This is a genomic window from Paracoccus sp. Arc7-R13, from assembly GCF_004010775.1.
GTDB lineage: Bacteria > Pseudomonadota > Alphaproteobacteria > Rhodobacterales > Rhodobacteraceae > Paracoccus > Paracoccus marcusii.
Genome location: NZ_CP034810.1, coordinates 2,095,423 through 2,109,570 on the forward strand (window position 1 = coordinate 2,095,423; position 14,148 = coordinate 2,109,570).

The 14,148-nt window shown below is 69.8% G+C and carries 16 protein-coding genes; 14 read left to right on the forward strand and 2 right to left on the reverse strand.

Features of this window, described 5'->3' with window-relative positions; genetic code table 11:
- Nucleotides 1–4: 4 nt before the first annotated feature.
- Both EOJ32_RS10430 and EOJ32_RS10435 read right to left on the reverse strand, forming a co-directional pair.
- Nucleotides 5–310 carry a heavy-metal-associated domain-containing protein gene (locus EOJ32_RS10430; RefSeq protein WP_062563548.1) on the reverse strand — a complete coding sequence of 102 codons (306 nt, stop codon included), beginning with the start codon at nt 308–310 and terminating at the stop codon, nt 5–7.
- Between the two features lie 18 nt (nt 311–328).
- On the reverse strand, nt 329–718 hold the full coding sequence (locus tag EOJ32_RS10435) for a mercuric transporter MerT family protein (protein ID WP_062563549.1): 390 nt from the start codon (nt 716–718) through the stop codon (nt 329–331).
- Nucleotides 719–794: 76 nt separating this feature from the next.
- On the opposite strand from EOJ32_RS10435, the gene EOJ32_RS10440 reads away from it, so the two are divergent.
- The 14 genes from EOJ32_RS10440 (at nt 795) to EOJ32_RS10500 (ending at nt 14,081) form a co-directional block, all read left to right on the forward strand.
- Nucleotides 795–1,220, forward strand: coding sequence for a helix-turn-helix domain-containing protein (locus EOJ32_RS10440; RefSeq protein ID WP_062563550.1), 426 nt, complete (start codon nt 795–797; stop codon nt 1,218–1,220).
- A complete protein-coding gene (locus EOJ32_RS10445) occupies nt 1,217–1,633 on the forward strand; it encodes an acyl-CoA transferase (protein ID WP_083548833.1) in 417 nt (138 codons plus the stop codon). The genes EOJ32_RS10440 and EOJ32_RS10445 overlap by 4 nt, the downstream gene beginning before the upstream one ends.
- A gap of 24 nt (nt 1,634–1,657) precedes the next feature.
- Complete coding sequence (locus tag EOJ32_RS10450) at nt 1,658–2,599, forward strand: phage tail tube protein (RefSeq protein WP_083548834.1); 942 nt, start codon at nt 1,658–1,660, stop codon at nt 2,597–2,599.
- Nucleotides 2,599–3,036, forward strand: coding sequence for a hypothetical protein (locus EOJ32_RS10455; RefSeq protein ID WP_127898518.1), 438 nt, complete (start codon nt 2,599–2,601; stop codon nt 3,034–3,036). The genes EOJ32_RS10450 and EOJ32_RS10455 overlap by 1 nt, the downstream gene beginning before the upstream one ends.
- A 62-nt stretch (nt 3,037–3,098) precedes the next feature.
- On the forward strand, nt 3,099–3,263 hold the full coding sequence (locus EOJ32_RS20140) for a hypothetical protein (protein ID WP_163464830.1): 165 nt from the start codon (nt 3,099–3,101) through the stop codon (nt 3,261–3,263).
- Nucleotides 3,256–5,673 (forward strand): phage tail tape measure C-terminal domain-containing protein, encoded by a 2,418-nt coding sequence (locus EOJ32_RS10460; RefSeq protein WP_127898519.1) that lies wholly within the window; start codon nt 3,256–3,258, stop codon nt 5,671–5,673. The genes EOJ32_RS20140 and EOJ32_RS10460 overlap by 8 nt, the downstream gene beginning before the upstream one ends.
- Nucleotides 5,673–6,299: a DUF2460 domain-containing protein gene (locus EOJ32_RS10465; RefSeq protein WP_083548837.1), complete on the forward strand. Its 627-nt coding sequence runs from the start codon at nt 5,673–5,675 to the stop codon at nt 6,297–6,299. The genes EOJ32_RS10460 and EOJ32_RS10465 overlap by 1 nt, the downstream gene beginning before the upstream one ends.
- Nucleotides 6,296–7,180 carry a DUF2163 domain-containing protein gene (locus EOJ32_RS10470; protein ID WP_093359545.1) on the forward strand — a complete coding sequence of 295 codons (885 nt, stop codon included), beginning with the start codon at nt 6,296–6,298 and terminating at the stop codon, nt 7,178–7,180. Before EOJ32_RS10465 ends, EOJ32_RS10470 begins: the two co-directional genes overlap by 4 nt.
- Nucleotides 7,177–7,623, forward strand: a complete 447-nt coding sequence (locus tag EOJ32_RS10475) for an NlpC/P60 family protein (RefSeq protein ID WP_093359544.1) — start codon at nt 7,177–7,179, stop codon at nt 7,621–7,623. Before EOJ32_RS10470 ends, EOJ32_RS10475 begins: the two co-directional genes overlap by 4 nt.
- A 9-nt stretch (nt 7,624–7,632) precedes the next feature.
- Entirely contained in the window at nt 7,633–11,598 is a 3,966-nt protein-coding gene (locus EOJ32_RS10480; protein WP_127898520.1) for a glycoside hydrolase TIM-barrel-like domain-containing protein, read from the forward strand.
- 10 nt (nt 11,599–11,608) lie between these two features.
- Nucleotides 11,609–12,685, forward strand: a complete 1,077-nt coding sequence (locus EOJ32_RS10485; protein WP_127898521.1) for a DUF2793 domain-containing protein — start codon at nt 11,609–11,611, stop codon at nt 12,683–12,685.
- A 19-nt stretch (nt 12,686–12,704) separates the two neighbouring features.
- Nucleotides 12,705–12,992 carry a DUF6127 family protein gene (locus EOJ32_RS10490; RefSeq protein WP_085378178.1) on the forward strand — a complete coding sequence of 96 codons (288 nt, stop codon included), beginning with the start codon at nt 12,705–12,707 and terminating at the stop codon, nt 12,990–12,992.
- 160 nt (nt 12,993–13,152) lie between these two features.
- Nucleotides 13,153–13,827, forward strand: coding sequence for a D-Ala-D-Ala carboxypeptidase family metallohydrolase (locus EOJ32_RS10495; protein WP_127898522.1), 675 nt, complete (start codon nt 13,153–13,155; stop codon nt 13,825–13,827).
- A complete protein-coding gene (locus EOJ32_RS10500) occupies nt 13,824–14,081 on the forward strand; it encodes a hypothetical protein (RefSeq protein WP_127898523.1) in 258 nt (85 codons plus the stop codon). The genes EOJ32_RS10495 and EOJ32_RS10500 overlap by 4 nt, the downstream gene beginning before the upstream one ends.
- The last annotated feature ends 67 nt before the right edge of the window (nt 14,082–14,148 follow it).

Genomic DNA, 14,148 nt, shown 5'->3' on the forward strand with positions numbered 1-14,148 from the left:
CTCGTCAGCCCGCGACACGCGCCGGGTAGCCTGCATTGGCCGACGCGGTCGCGATGGCGTCGGCGCTCGTCGCGGCGGTGTCGAAGATCACCGTGGCGGTGCGGGCATCGAAGTCGATCTCGACGGCGCGCACGCCCGCGACGCCCTCCATCGCACGCTTCACGGTGACTGGGCAGAGCGCGCAGGTCATGTTGTCCACCGCGAAGGTGACGGTCTGCTCGGCGGCGACGGTCTGCGCGGCAACAGGGATGGCGGTGATCGGCACAACGGCGGTCAGGCCGAACAAGGCGAGTGCAAGGATCTTCTTCATGTGGATGTCCTTTCGGGGTCAGTAGAGAAGCGGGGCCCACCAGTCGATGGTGAGGGCTGCGAGAACGAGGATCAGGGAGGCCCAGAGAGCCGACTTGGTGATGCGCGCCGATGCTGGCCTTGCGCAGTAGGAACCGGGTTCGCAGACGGTTGGCTTGCGGAAATAGACCTGCCAGAAACCCGCCGCGATGAAGCCGAGCGCGATCACGGCGAAGATCGGCTTGTAAGGCTCCAGAGCCGTCAGGTTGCCGATCCAGGCGCCCGAGATGCCGAGAGTCAGAAGCACCAGCGGCCCGATGCAGCAGGCCGAGGCGAGAAAGGCGCCCACCACACCGCCCGCCGCGAGCCAGCCCTTTCGGGCGGGGCGATCCGCGCCCGTGCTGTCCGTTCTGTCGTCTGTCAGCGCCATGTCGCGCACCTCTCGTCTGTGATTGACGATGGGTGTAGGGTCTGTAGCAACTACAGGCTCAAGAGGAAACTTGCCCATGACCGATCACGAGCGCGAGAGCGGCTTCACACGCGGCGACCTGGCCCGGGCGACCGGCTGCAACATCGAGACGATCCGCTATTACGAGAAGACCGGCCTGCTGCCCGACCCGCCCCGCACGGACGCCGGCTACCGGGTCTATTCCGCCGCACACGCCACACGCCTCCGCTTCATCCTGCGCGCCCGCGAACTCGGGTTCTCGATGGAGGACATCCGCGGGCTGATGGGGCTCGGCGACGGCGCCGCGCCGACCTGCGCCGAGGTCAAGGAACGGACGGAGCGGCACCTTGCCGATGTCCGCGCGAGGATCGCGGATCTTCGGCGTATCGAATCCGTCCTCGCTACAACTGCATCCAGGTGTTCGGGCGCCGAAGTCCCCGATTGTCCGGTGCTCGACGCGATTTCCAACTCGGCCGACCCATGACACCTCGCGAAACCATCCTCGTCGCGCTGCACGCGCGGCTCTCGGCGCTGCCCGCCACCGCTCTGCGCGGGGACGTGCTGCCCGAGCGCATGCCGGTCGAGGGCCTGATGATCCTGCGCGATGGCGAACCAGGTGCGCCCGAAGTCACGCTGTCGCCGCTGCGCTATCACTACCAGCACCGAGCCGAGATCGAGGCGGTCGTTCAGGGTGCCGATCGCGACGCCGCCTTTGACACGCTGACCGCCAGCATCGGCGCAGCGCTCGCCGCCGACCGGACGCTGGGCGGGTTCTGCGACTGGGTCGAGGCCGAAGCCCCGCGCCCGGTCGATCTGCCGGTCGAGGGCGCGGCGAGTCTGAAGGCCGCCGTTATCCCGGTCGTGCTGCACTATTCCACGGCCGACCCGCTGGCCTGACCCAACCGACCACAGGAGACGAACATGGCACGAGCCCAAGGGGCGCGAGCGCTGATGGCGCTTGCGTTCGAGACGACCTATGGAACGCCGCCCGTCAGCGGCTTCACCCGCATGCCCTTCGCCAGCACGTCGCTCGGCGCGGAGCAGCCGCTGCTGAATTCGGAGCTTCTCGGCTACGGCCGCGATCCGCTAGCGCCGATCAAGGACGCCGTGACGGCCGACGGCGACGTCGTCGTGCCGCTGGACGCCGAGGCGTTCGGCTTCTGGCTGAAGGCAGCCTTCGGCGCGCCCACGACCACGGGCGCGGAGGCCCCGTACAGCCACGAATTTCAGTCGGGGTCCTGGACGTTGCCCTCGATGTCGATCGAGACCGGCATGCCCGAGGTGCCCCGCTATGCGATGTACTCGGGCTGCGTGCTCGACCAGATCACCTGGCAGATGCAGCGCTCGGGCCTGCTCACCGCGACCGCGCGGCTGGTGGCGCAGGGCGAGACGGTCGGCACCACGACCAGTGCCGGAACGCCCGCCGCACTGGAGTTGAAGCGCTTCGGCCATTTCAACGGGGCGATCACCCGGAACGGCACCGCCCTCGGCAATGTGGTCTCGGCCGAGATCACCTACGCCAACAACCTCGACCGGATCGAGACCATCCGCTCGGACGGCCGCATCGATGGCGCGGATCCATCCATTGCCGCGCTGACGGGCCGGATCGAGGTGCGCTTCGCCGACCAGACGCTGGTGACGCAGGCGATCAACGGCGAGGCCTGCGAGATGGAATTCGCCTACGTCCTGCCTTCAGGCGAAAGCTTCTCCTTCACCGTGCACGCCGTCTACCTGCCGCGTCCACGGATCGAGATTTCCGGGCCGCAGGGCGTCCAGGCGACATTCGACTGGCAGGCCGCGCGCGACAGCGTCGTCGGCCGGATGTGCACCGCCACCCTCGTGAATGACGTGGAGACGTATTGATGCTGACGCTCGACCTGACCAACGCGCCGCGCTGGCATGACCTCGCCCCCGGCGTCCGGGTGCAACTGCGCCCGCTGACGACCGCCCTGATGGTCGCGACGCGCAGCGACCCCGCCGTCGAGGCGGTGCCCGAGGAGGCTTCCGACGAGGAGCGCGCCGTCGCCTTCGCCAAGGCGCTGGCGCGACGGGCTGTGCTCGGCTGGGAGGGCATCGGCGATGCCGACGGCAACCCGATCGATCCCACCCCCGAGGCCATCGACACGCTGCTCGACGTCTGGCCGATCTTCGAGGCCTTCCAATTGACCTACGTGTCCAAAGGCCTGCTGCTGGAACAGGAAAAAAACGCCTCCGCGCTCTCGCCGAGTGGTCCTTCGGCGGGGGCGAGCGCTACTGCGAAGCCTGCGCGCAAGCGTGCGAAGACTGCCCGACGCGCCTGAACCGGCCGCTTACCCATGAGGGCTGGCAGGTCTGGGATCTCGTCGGCCGCCTCGGCGGTCAGTTGCGCGTGCTGCCCGGCGCGGTGGTCGGCTGGGACCTGTCCGCGGCCCTCGCTCTGGGAAATGCGCTCGGCGTCCCGCCCGCTGCTGCGGGTGAACTCTTGCCCGTCATCGAAGCGGTGATGGTGGCCAAGCTCAACGAAAAGATGGATCATTCCCATGGCTGAGAAGAGGGTCAGCGTCCGCCTCGCGGCCGTGGGCGGACGGCAGGTGCGCGCCGAACTCGAAGGCGTGGGCGAGGCCGGGTCGCGCGGCTTCGGACGGCTGAGCCGGGAGATGGAAGCCGCGAACGCCCGGCTCGCGGCCTTCTCGCGGCGGGTGCGGGTCGCGGCTGCCGCTGCCGTGGCCGCCGCAGCCGCTGCTGGCGTGGCGATGATCCGGTCCAGCCTGCAGACGGTCGATGCGCAGGCGAAGCTGGCGCAGTCGCTCGGCACCACCGTCGCCTCGATCCAGACGCTGGAGCGCGCGGGCGATCTGGCGGGCGTCTCCATGTCCGGCATCGAGCAGGCCACCAAGGATCTGACGCGCCGTCTCAGTCAGGCGGCCGCCGGGACCGGCCCTGCTGCCGACGCGCTCGACCGGCTGGGGCTTTCAGCAAATGAGCTGATCGCCTTGCCGCTGGACCAGCGCGTGGGCGCGATCAACGCGGCGATCGAGAGCTTCGTGCCTGCCGCCGAGCGCGCGGCGGTCGCGGGCCAGCTCTTCGGCGAGGAAGGCTCCATCGCGATGAGCCGGATCGACACCGCGACGCTGCGCCAGGCGACAGAGGACGTCCTCGCCTTCGGGGTTGTCGTCTCCGAGCAGGACGCCGACCAGATCGAGCGGACGAACGACGCCATCTCGCGGCTCGGGTTGGTCTGGCGCGGGCTCTCGAACCAGTTGGCGGTCGCAGCGGCACCTGCGCTGGAAGCCGTCGCCGATGCCATGGCGGCGGTGGCCAGCCGCACCGGGCCGCTCGGCATCGCGATCCGCGGTCTCTTGGACAACATCGGCCGCCTGACCACCTATGCCGCCACCTTCGCGGCGTTCCTCGCGGGACGTTGGGTCGCCGGCATGGCGGCTGCGGCGCTCTCGGTCCGGGGCCTCGCCACGGCGCTCGTTGTCCTGCGCGGGGCGCTGATCCGCACCGGCATCGGCGCGCTGATCGTCGGCGCGGGCGAGCTCGTCTACCAGTTCACCCGGCTCGTCTCCGGCGCCGGCGGTTTCGGAGAAGCGATGTCGCTCCTGAAGGACCTCGCGGTCGAGGTCTGGGAACGCATCAGTATGGGCGCGGCGGCGGCGGGCGCGGCCGCCACGGCGATGTTCTTCGACCTGAAGGCGGATGCCGCATCGGGCATGCAGAGCGCCATCGAGAGCGTGGTGGGCTTCGGCAACACGGCCGCGAACACCTTCGAAGGCGCCTACGAGGCGATCAAGGCGATCTGGGGCCTGCTGCCCGCCGCCATCGGCGATCTCGCGTTCCAGGCGGCCAACAGCCTGGTCGATGGCGTCGAGGCGATGCTGAACGGGGTGGTCTCGCGGATCAACGGCTTTATCGGCGGCATCAACCAGGGGCTCGAAGCGCTCGGGTCGGAGCGGCGCATATCGCTGGTTCCGGACCTCGACCTCGGCGAGATCGAGAACCGCTTCGAGGGAGCGGCGACTGCCGCAACCACGGCAGCTCAGGCGGCCTTCGATCGGGCCTTCGAGGACAATCCGCTCTCCGCGCCCGATCTCGGTCTGACCGAGGCGGCGAACAGGGCGCTCGAGTCCGCCAACCTTTACCGCGGCGCGGCGCGCGACCTGGCGGAGGGGGCCCGTGCGCCCCTCGAAAGCTGGCAGGCGCTGCGCGATGCCGTACGCGGCACCGACGAGGACGGCGCCGACGCACTGGCCGAGACCACCGCTGCGGCGGAGCGCCTGGAGACGTCCCTCGGCGACGCCGGGCGCGCCGCAACAGATGCAGGTGTGGCGGCCGGAGCTGCTGCTGCGGTAGCGGAGCCCGCGACCGATGCGGCCGTCACCGGCTGGCGGGCGGTCACCGCCGCGCTCTCCGACTACGCCAGCAAGGCCCGCGAGATCGGTGGCGACATCGGCCAGAGCCTCGTCGGCGCCTTCCAGTCGGCCGAGAACGCGGTGGGCCAGTTCGTGAAGACCGGCAAGCTCGACTTCCGCGATCTGGTGACGTCGCTGCTGGCCGATCTCGCCCAACTGGCGGCGCGGCGGTTCATCCTCGGGCCGATCGCCAATGCGCTCTCCGGCGTCTTCTCCGGGGTGGGCGGCATCTTCGCCAACGTCCTGCATGCGGGCGGGATGGTCGGATCGGCTGGACCCTCGCGGATGGTCCCGGCCATGGCCTTCGCCGCCGCGCCGCGGATGCATGGTGGCGGCATGGCCGGGCTTCGTCACGACGAGGTGCCCGCGATCCTGCAGCGCGGGGAACGCGTGCTGTCGCGGCGGGAGGCACAGAGCTACGGCGCGGGCGGCGGGGTCAACGTGACCATCATGGCCCGCGACGCCGAGAGCTTCCGGCAATCGCGAACGCAGGTCGCCGCGGATATCGCCCGCGCCGTGTCGCTCGGTCGGAGGGGCATGTGATGGCGTTTCACGAGGTCCGGTTTCCCGACAACATCAGCCGAGGTGCGCGGGGCGGACCGGAGCGGCGCACGCAGATCGTCGAGCTCGCCTCGGGCGACGAGGAGCGCAACGCCAGCTGGGCCAATTCGCGCCGCCGCTACGATGTCGCCTATGGCATCCGCCGCGCCGACGATCTGGCCGCCGTCGTCGCCTTCTTCGAGGCGCGCAATGGCCGCCTGCATGGCTTCCGGTTCAAGGACTGGGGTGACCACAAGTCCTGCCTGCCTTCGGGCACGCCGTCGCCCACCGATCAGTCTATCGGCACGGGCGACGGCGCGACGACCGCCTTCCAGCTGGTCAAGCGCTACGCCTCGGGTGCGCAATCCTGGACGCGCGCCGTCGCGAAGCCGGTGACCGGAACCGCGCGCATCGCGCTCGGCGGGGTCGAGCAGCCTTCCGGCTGGTCGGTCGACACCGCCACCGGCGTCGTCACCTTCAGCACCGCGCCGGGCGCTGGCGCCGCCATCACCGCGGGCTTCGAGTTCGACGTGCCGGTCCGTTTCGACACCGACGCGCTCGACGTGACGCTCGACCTCGAGCGGCTCGGCTCGATCACCTCCATCCCGCTTCTGGAACTGCGCCGATGAAGTCCCTCGACCCCGACCTGCAGGCCCATCTCGACGAGGGAACGACGACGCTCGCCTGGTGCTGGCGGATCGTGCGCGCCGACGGCACGAGTTTCGGCTTCACCGACCACGATCGGACGCTCAGCTTCGAGGGGACGGATTTCGAGCCCGAGAGCGGGCTGACGGCCTCCGAGGTCCGTTCCGGCTCGGACCTCTCGGTCGATGCGCAGGACGCCGAGGGCGTGCTGACCTCGGACCGGATTACCGAGACCGACATCCTCGACGGCCGCTGGGATAACGCCGAGGTCGAAGTCTGGCGGGTGAACTGGGCCGACACGAACCAGCGCGTGCTGATGCGGCGCGGGGCCATCGGCCAGATCCGGCGCGGGCGGCTGGCCTTCGTCGCCGAAGTCCGCTCGCTCGCGCATGTGCTTGGCCAGACGATCGGGCGGACGTTCCAGGCGACCTGCGATGCCGCGCTCGGCGATGCGCGCTGCGGCGTCGATCTGGAGAACCCGGCGTTCAAGGGCACGAGCGTCGTGATCGACCTTCTACGCGACCGCGCCTTCACCGCTTCGGGCCTCGGCGGCTTCGCCTCCGGCTGGTTCACCTTCGGGACCATCGAATGGACCAGTGGCTCCAACGCGGGGCGTCGGGCCGAGGTTCTCGGCCATGATGTGACGGACGGCATCGCCGTGCTGACCCTTCTCGAGGCGCCGGTGCGCGAGATCTCCGAGGGCAATGCCTTCACCATCCGTGCGGGCTGCGATAAGCGGATCGAGACCTGCGGCGCCAGGTTCGCCAACACGGCCAACTTCCGGGGGTTCCCGCACATCCCCGGCCAGGATGCCGTGCTGCGCTACGCCACCAAGGATGGCGGCCACGAGGGAGGCGTGCTGTGACGCAACCTCTCGCATCGGCCGACCCCGCGCGTGTCGTCGCCGTCGCACGCTCCTGGCTCGGCACGCCGTACCACGACCAGGCCAGCCTGCGCGGCGTCGGTTGCGATTGCCTCGGGCTCGCGCGGGGGGTCTGGCGCGACGTGGTGGGGCCGGAGCCGTTCCCGATTCTGCCTTACAGCCGCGACTGGGGCGAGACCGGCCCGCGCGAGGTTCTGGCCGAAGGCGCGCGGCGCATGATGATCGAGGTGTCGCCTGCCGAGGCCGGTCCCGGCGCGCTGGTCCTCTTCTGCATGAGGCCCCGCGCCATCGCCAAGCATGTCGGGATCCTCACCGGTCCTGCCACCTTCCTCCACGCCTATGAGCGGCTCGGCGTGATCGAGGAACCGCTCACCAATGCCTGGCGGCGGCGCATCGCCTTCGCCTTCCTCTTCCCGCAACGCTGAGACCCCGACATAGCAACGCTTGTTCTCGGTGCCGCCGGCGCCGCCATTGGCGGCAGCATCGGCGGCGCGATCCTCGGTGTCAGCGCCGCGACGATCGGCGGCTTCATCGGCTCCACCATCGGGTCGGTCGTCGACAGCTGGATCATCTCGTCGCTGGCGCCCACCCAGCGCATCGAGGGCGCGCGGCTCGACACCTTGCGCATCACCTCGGCCACCGAGGGCGCGGTGATCCCGCGGCTCTATGGTCGGATGCGGATGGGCGGCAACATCATCTGGGCGACCGATTTCCGAGAGGAGACGAAGACCACCACGCAGGGCGGCGGCAAGGGCGGCGGGGGCGGCAAGGTCAAGACCACCGAGTATCTGTACTACGCAAGTTTCGCCGTGGCGCTCTGCGAAGGTCCGATCACCGGCATCGGCCGCATCTGGGCCGACGGCAAGCCGATGGACCTCTCCGGCGTCACCTGGCGCTGGTATCCCGGCGACGAAACCCAGATCGCTGATCCGTTCATCGCCGCGAAGATGGGCGCGGCCAGCACGCCCGCCTATCGCGGCACGGCGTATGTCGTCTTCGAGGAACTGGCGCTCTCGACCTTTGGCAGCCGCCTGCCGCAGCTCTCCTTCGAGGTGTTCCGCCCGCTCGCCGATCCCGACACCGCCGAAGGGCTGACCCGCGCGGTCACCATGATCCCGGCCTCGGGCGAATTCACCTATGCCACGCAGGCGATCCGCAAGACCGATGGCGGCGCGACGCAGGCAGAGAACCTGAACGCGCTGGCCGACTCCACCGACATGGTGGAGGCGCTGGACCGGCTGCAGGCGATGGCGCCGGCAGTCGAGAGCGTCAGTCTCGTCGTCGCCTGGTTCGGCGACGATCTGCGCGCAGGGTCCTGCAAGGTGCGGCCGGGAGTCGAGGTGTCGGCCAAATCGACCACGCCCGCCACCTGGTCGGTCAATGGCGTCAGCCGCGCCAGCGCCTTCCTCGTCAGCCGGGATGCAGAGGATCGCCCGGTCTATGGCGGCACGCCGTCTGACTTCGCCGTGGTGCAGGCGATCCAGGAGATGAAGGCGCGCGGGCTGCGCGTCACCTTCTACCCGTTCATCCTGATGGACGTGCCGCCCGGCAACGCGCTGCCGAACCCCTATTCCGACAACGCCGCCGAGACCGGCCAGCCCGCGTTCCCCTGGCGGGGCAGGATCACCTGTTCCCCGGCCGCCGGTTTCGCCGGGACCGTGGACAAGACCGCTACGGCGGCCGCGCAGGTCGCGGCGCTGTTCGGCGCGGCCACGCCCGCGAGCTTCAGCGTCTCGGGTCAGTCGGTTTCGTGGACCGGCACGCCCGGCGACTGGGGCCTGCGGCGCATGGTGCTGCACTACGCCCATCTCTGTGCCGCGGCGGGCGGGGTCGACGCCTTCCTGATCGGCACCGAGATGCCGGGGCTGACCACCATCCGCTCGGGCGACAGCACCTATCCGGCGGTGCAGGCCTATCGGGACCTCCTTGCGGATGTCCGCTCGATCCTCGGGTCGGGGACGAAGATCGGATATGCGGCGGACTGGTCGGAGTATTTCGGGCACCAGCCGGGCGACGGCAGCGGTGACGTGTTCTTCCACCTCGACCCCCTCTGGGCCGATCCCGAGATCGATTTCGTCGGCATCGACAACTACATGACGCTATCCGACTGGCGGGACGGCTTCGAGCATGCCGATGCACAGGAGGGCTGGCCCGCGATCTACGACCGGGCCTACCTGCAGGGCAACATCGCGGGCGGGGAAGGCTTCGACTGGTTCTATGCCAGCGCGGCGGATCGCTTGGCGCAGGTCCGCACGCCGATCACAGACGGTGCGGCGGCCAAGCCGTGGGTGTTCCGCTACAAGGATCTGCGCGCCTGGTGGTCGAACCCGCACTACGACCGCTCGGGCGGGGTCGAGAGCGCAGCGGCGACGGCATGGGCGCCGCAGTCCAAGCCGATCTGGTTCACCGAACTCGGCTGCCCGGCCATCGACCGGGGCACCAACCAGCCCAACGTCTTCTTCGACCCGAAATCGTCCGAGAGCTTCACGCCGCATTTCTCGCGGGGCTGGCGCGATGACGCCATCCAGCGCGCCTATCTCGAGGCGACGTACCTCTGGTGGGGCGAGGCTGCGAACAACCCGGTGTCATCGGTCTATGGCGCACGCATGGTGCATGTGCCGGAATGCGCCGCCTGGACCTGGGACGCGCGGCCCTATCCGTTCTTCCCGGCGCTGACCGACGTCTGGACGGACGGGGCGAACTGGCGGCTGGGTCACTGGCTGACGGGCCGTCTCGGCGCGGTGTCGCTCGCGGCGCTCGTCCGCCACCTCTGCCTACGCGCCGGGCTGCAAGAGTCCCGGATCGACGTCACCGGGCTTTGGGGCGCGGTCGAGGGCTACGCCATCACCGCGCTGGAAAGCCCGCGCGCCTCGATCACCACGCTGTCGCGTCACTTCGGCTTCGACGCGGTGGAGACCGAGGGCGTGATCCGCTTCGTGATGCGCGGCCGAGCCTCCGTCGCCACCCTCGCGCCCGACGACCTGGTGGCCGCCCGCGAGGGCGATGTGCTGGAGCTGACGCGCGGCCAAGAAACCGAACTGCCGCAGGCACTGAAGTGGCAAGTCGCCCGCGCCGACGAGGATTACGATGCGGCCCTCGTCGAGGCGCGGCGCATCACCGTGGACACGACGCGCATCGCCTCCGAGTCCTTCCCGATGGCGGTGCCGCCCGAGGAGGCCGAGCGGCGCTGCCGCCGCGCGCTGATGGAGGCGTGGGTGGGGCGCGAGACGGCGGCGTTCCGATTGCCGCCCTCGCGCCTCGCGCTCGATCCGGCCGACGCGATCCGGCTCGCCCATGACGGGCGACTGGACGATCTGCGACTCGTCGCCATCGCCGACGCCGAGGCGCGCGGCATTGAGGCGGTCCGCCAGGACCGCGCGACCTACGATCTGCCGCCCGGCGATCCCCGCGCGGCGTCGCTGACGCGGGCCGTCGTGTTCGGCGCGCCGGATGCCGTGCTGATGGACCTGCCGCAGCTGACCGAAGATCAGCCCGCGCATCGGCCGCTGGTAGCCGCGCACGCGGTTCCCTGGCCCGGCGAGATGGCGGTGTTCCGCAGCCCTTCGACCGATGGCTTCGAGCTGCTGACGACGCTTGGCAGCCGCGCCCGGATCGGGGCGCTGGTCTCCGACTTCTTCGCGGGGCCGACGTCGCGCTTCGATCTCGGCAATGCGCTGGTGGTCGATCTGCTGACCGGCACGCTGGAAAGCGTCACGGACCTGACCCTGTTCGGCGGGGCGAACGCGCTGGCCATCGAGAGCGCGCCCGGCGTCTGGGAAATCGTGCAGGCGGGTGCGGCCGAGCTGCTGGCGCCGGGCCGGTACCGGCTCACCCGGCTCCTGCGTGGCCAGCGCGGGACCGAGAGTACGATGGGCAATCATGCGCCTGCTGGCGCCCGCGTCGTGGTACTCGACGACAGCCTCGCATCGCTGCCGATCGCTGAGGCCGATCTCGGTATCCCGTGGAACTGGCGCATTGGCCCGGCGAGCCGCCCCGTCAGCGACGAGACCTACGTCGCGCAGCCCTTCGCGCCCAAGGGCGTGGGACTGCGGCCGTTCTCGGTCGCTCATGTCGAGCAGCCATGGCGCACGCCGCGCAGCCCCGGCGATCTGACCATCCGCTGGACGCGCAGGACCCGCGCGCTCGCGGCCGACAGCTGGGGCGCGGTTGAGGTGCCGCTCGGAGAAGAGCTCGAAGCCTATGAGGTCGAGATCCTCGGAGGTGCGACCGTGAAGCGGGTGTTGAGCGCGACTTCGACGAGCGCGATCTACGCGGCCGCCGACCAGATCGCTGACTGGGGCGCGCCGCTTGGGCCGGGCAACACGCTCGCCATCCGCATCCACCAGCTCTCCGCCCTCGTCGGGCGGGGCGCGCCCAAGACCGTCACCCTCACGTTCTGAAGGCCATTCCATGTCCGACGCCACGACCCATCTTCTGCTGCCCTACATTCTGGCGGCGCAGGCCCAGAAGCACGTCACCCACAACGAGGCGCTGCGGATCCTCGACGGGCTCGTCCAGCTCTCGGTGCTCGACCGGGATCTGACTGCGCCGCCCGGCAGCCCCGCCGACGGCGACCGCTACATCGTCGCCTCCAGCGCCACCGGCGATTGGGCCGGCTGGGATCTGAATGTCGCGCTCTGGACGGACGGCGCCTGGCTGCGCCTGCCGCCGCGGACCGGCTGGCGGGCATGGGTCGAGGACGAAGGACTGCTGCTGGTCTATGATGGCGCGGGTTGGATCGGGACCACGCCTGCGACGCTGCAGAACCTCGCACTGTTGGGGCTGGGTACAACGGCCGACGCGTCGAACCCGTTCTCGGCCAAGCTCAACGCCGCGCTCTGGACCGCGAAGACCGTGGCCGAGGGTGGCACCGGCGATCTGTTCTACACCATGAACAAGGAGGCTGCGGGCGACGATCTCGGCCTGACGCTGCAGACCGGCTTCGTGACCAAGGCGCTGGTGGGGCTGTTCGGCTCCGACCGCTTCCGCCTCGCGGTCTCGGCAGACGGCAGCACATTTTTCGATGGGCTGAGCGTCGACAACGCGACCGGCATCGTCGACCAGCCGCGCCTGCCGCGGTTCAAGGCGTACACCAACTACGACAACTATGTCGGCGTCGGGACCTGGACGAAGATCGGCCTGAACAACACCGACTACAACGACCAGGGCGCCTTTGACGCCGCGAACAACCACTTCGTGGCGCCGGTGGACGGCACCTACCTCTTCGGCGCGACGCTCCTCTACAAGATCAACGCCAGTGCCACGGCGCGCATGCGCGGGCGGCTCGTGCTGAACGGCACGACGGAAATCCGCGGCTCCCTCGGCGAAATCTCCGCCACCCATGTCTCGCTCGCCACCGCGATCTGGCTGCAGACCATGGTGCCGCTCATCGCGGGCGATACCGTCGAGTTGCAGGGGTATTTCCGGGTCGCGGACGGCTACTTCGCCGCCGACCACACGTCCTTCTGGGGCTGCAAGATCGGCTGAGCCGCGGAAGGAGGATCCGATGACACCACCCCGATCCGAGGGCTTCGTGCGTATGCCTGACGCCGAGTTCGAGGCGATCCTGACCCGGGCGGCCGAGGAAGGCGCGAAGCGCGCGCTGGCCGATGTCGGCCTCGACGGCGACGAGGCGGCCCTCGACATCCGCGATCTGCGCTCGCTGGTCGACTGCATCCGGCTGGTGCGCCGCACCGCCATGCAGACCGCCGTTCGCATGATCACCACTGGCGTCATGCTGGCGCTGCTCGCCGGCATCGCCATCAAGCTGAAGATCTTCGGCGGCAGCCCGTAGCCGCGCACCATCCCCATTCATCGGCCCGCAATGACCCGCCCTCGTGGCGGGGTGAGCCGTGGTCTGCCTGACAGGCAGACGGGAAGGTCCAGTGGACCTTCCCGAGCGGCGAACGCACCGAGCCCTGCGAGGGGCCGGAAACTCGTTTTCGGAGGACCCCATGACGACGACATTCCACAATCATTGGCGCGACGTGCCGGAGAGCGCCTGGCGCTGGCCGAATTTCTCACCCGCCGAGATCGCCTGCCGAGGGACGGGCAAGCTGCTGGTCAACGAAGCTGCGCTCGACAAGCTGCAGGCGCTGCGTGACCGGCTGGGCAAGCCGCTGATCGTCCGCTCGGCCTATCGCAGCCCCGAGCACAACCGTGCCGTCGGCGGCGCGACCCGGTCAAAGCACATGGACGGCGCCGCCTTCGACATCGCCATGGCGAACCACGATCCCGTGGCCTTCGAGGCGGCGGCGCGAGAGGTCGGGTTCCTCGGCTTCGGCTTCTACCCCCGCTCGGGGTTCATGCATGTCGACCTCGGCCCCGCGCGCCAGTGGGGTGAGAGGTTCCCGGTCCGGGAGACGGTCTTCGCCGCCGAGACGCCGCCCGCCCGCGAAGTGCTGGCCGACAGCCGCACCATGAAGGGTGGCGGCGCTGCTGGTGTCGCGACGCTGGGCGCGGCCGGGGTCGAGGTGGCGAAGACCGTGTTGGCCGAGACCCAATCCGCAATCCTGCCGCTGGTCCCGTATCTCGACACGCTGCGCTGGGTGTTCATTGCCGTGGCGCTTTTCGGGATCGCGGTCACGATCTACGCCCGGCTCGACGACTGGAAGCGGGGGCGGCGGTGATCGCCGCGCTCCTGAGCGGGTTCGCCGCCGGCCCGTGGATGCGGGCAGCGCCGCGCTACGGCGCCATCGTCCTCGCCGTGCTCCTGTTCCTGCTTGCGCTTCGGCGGTCCGGCGAGCGAGCGGGACGCCTCGCCGAACGCCTTGCGACCGCGGAGAAAGCCAATGATGTCCAACGCCAGATGCTGGAAGCGGCGGCGCGCCGCCCTCGTGATCGCGACGAGCTTGCTAAGCGGCTGCGCGACGGCCGGTTCTGAGACGGGCGGCATCTCTGCATGCCCGCCGGTCGTGGAGTACAGTCGCGGTCTCCAGGCGCGTGCGGCC

Excerpts from the sequence above, each read along its gene's own strand:
- EOJ32_RS10485 (WP_127898521.1), top strand. The coding sequence starts at position 11,609 with ATGTCCGACGCCACGACCCATCTTCTGCTGCCCTACATTCTGGCGGCG.
- EOJ32_RS10465 (WP_083548837.1), top strand. The coding sequence starts at position 5,673 with ATGGCGTTTCACGAGGTCCGGTTTCCCGACAACATCAGCCGAGGTGCG.
- EOJ32_RS10470 (WP_093359545.1), top strand. The coding sequence starts at position 6,296 with ATGAAGTCCCTCGACCCCGACCTGCAGGCCCATCTCGACGAGGGAACG.
- EOJ32_RS10430 (WP_062563548.1), bottom strand. The coding sequence starts at position 310 with ATGAAGAAGATCCTTGCACTCGCCTTGTTCGGCCTGACCGCCGTTGTG.
- EOJ32_RS10495 (WP_127898522.1), top strand. The coding sequence starts at position 13,153 with ATGACGACGACATTCCACAATCATTGGCGCGACGTGCCGGAGAGCGCC.
- EOJ32_RS10450 (WP_083548834.1), top strand. The coding sequence starts at position 1,658 with ATGGCACGAGCCCAAGGGGCGCGAGCGCTGATGGCGCTTGCGTTCGAG.
- EOJ32_RS10460 (WP_127898519.1), top strand. The coding sequence starts at position 3,256 with ATGGCTGAGAAGAGGGTCAGCGTCCGCCTCGCGGCCGTGGGCGGACGG.
- EOJ32_RS10490 (WP_085378178.1), top strand. The coding sequence starts at position 12,705 with ATGACACCACCCCGATCCGAGGGCTTCGTGCGTATGCCTGACGCCGAG.
- EOJ32_RS10445 (WP_083548833.1), top strand. The coding sequence starts at position 1,217 with ATGACACCTCGCGAAACCATCCTCGTCGCGCTGCACGCGCGGCTCTCG.
- EOJ32_RS10440 (WP_062563550.1), top strand. The coding sequence starts at position 795 with ATGACCGATCACGAGCGCGAGAGCGGCTTCACACGCGGCGACCTGGCC.
- EOJ32_RS10455 (WP_127898518.1), top strand. The coding sequence starts at position 2,599 with ATGCTGACGCTCGACCTGACCAACGCGCCGCGCTGGCATGACCTCGCC.
- EOJ32_RS10435 (WP_062563549.1), bottom strand. The coding sequence starts at position 718 with ATGGCGCTGACAGACGACAGAACGGACAGCACGGGCGCGGATCGCCCC.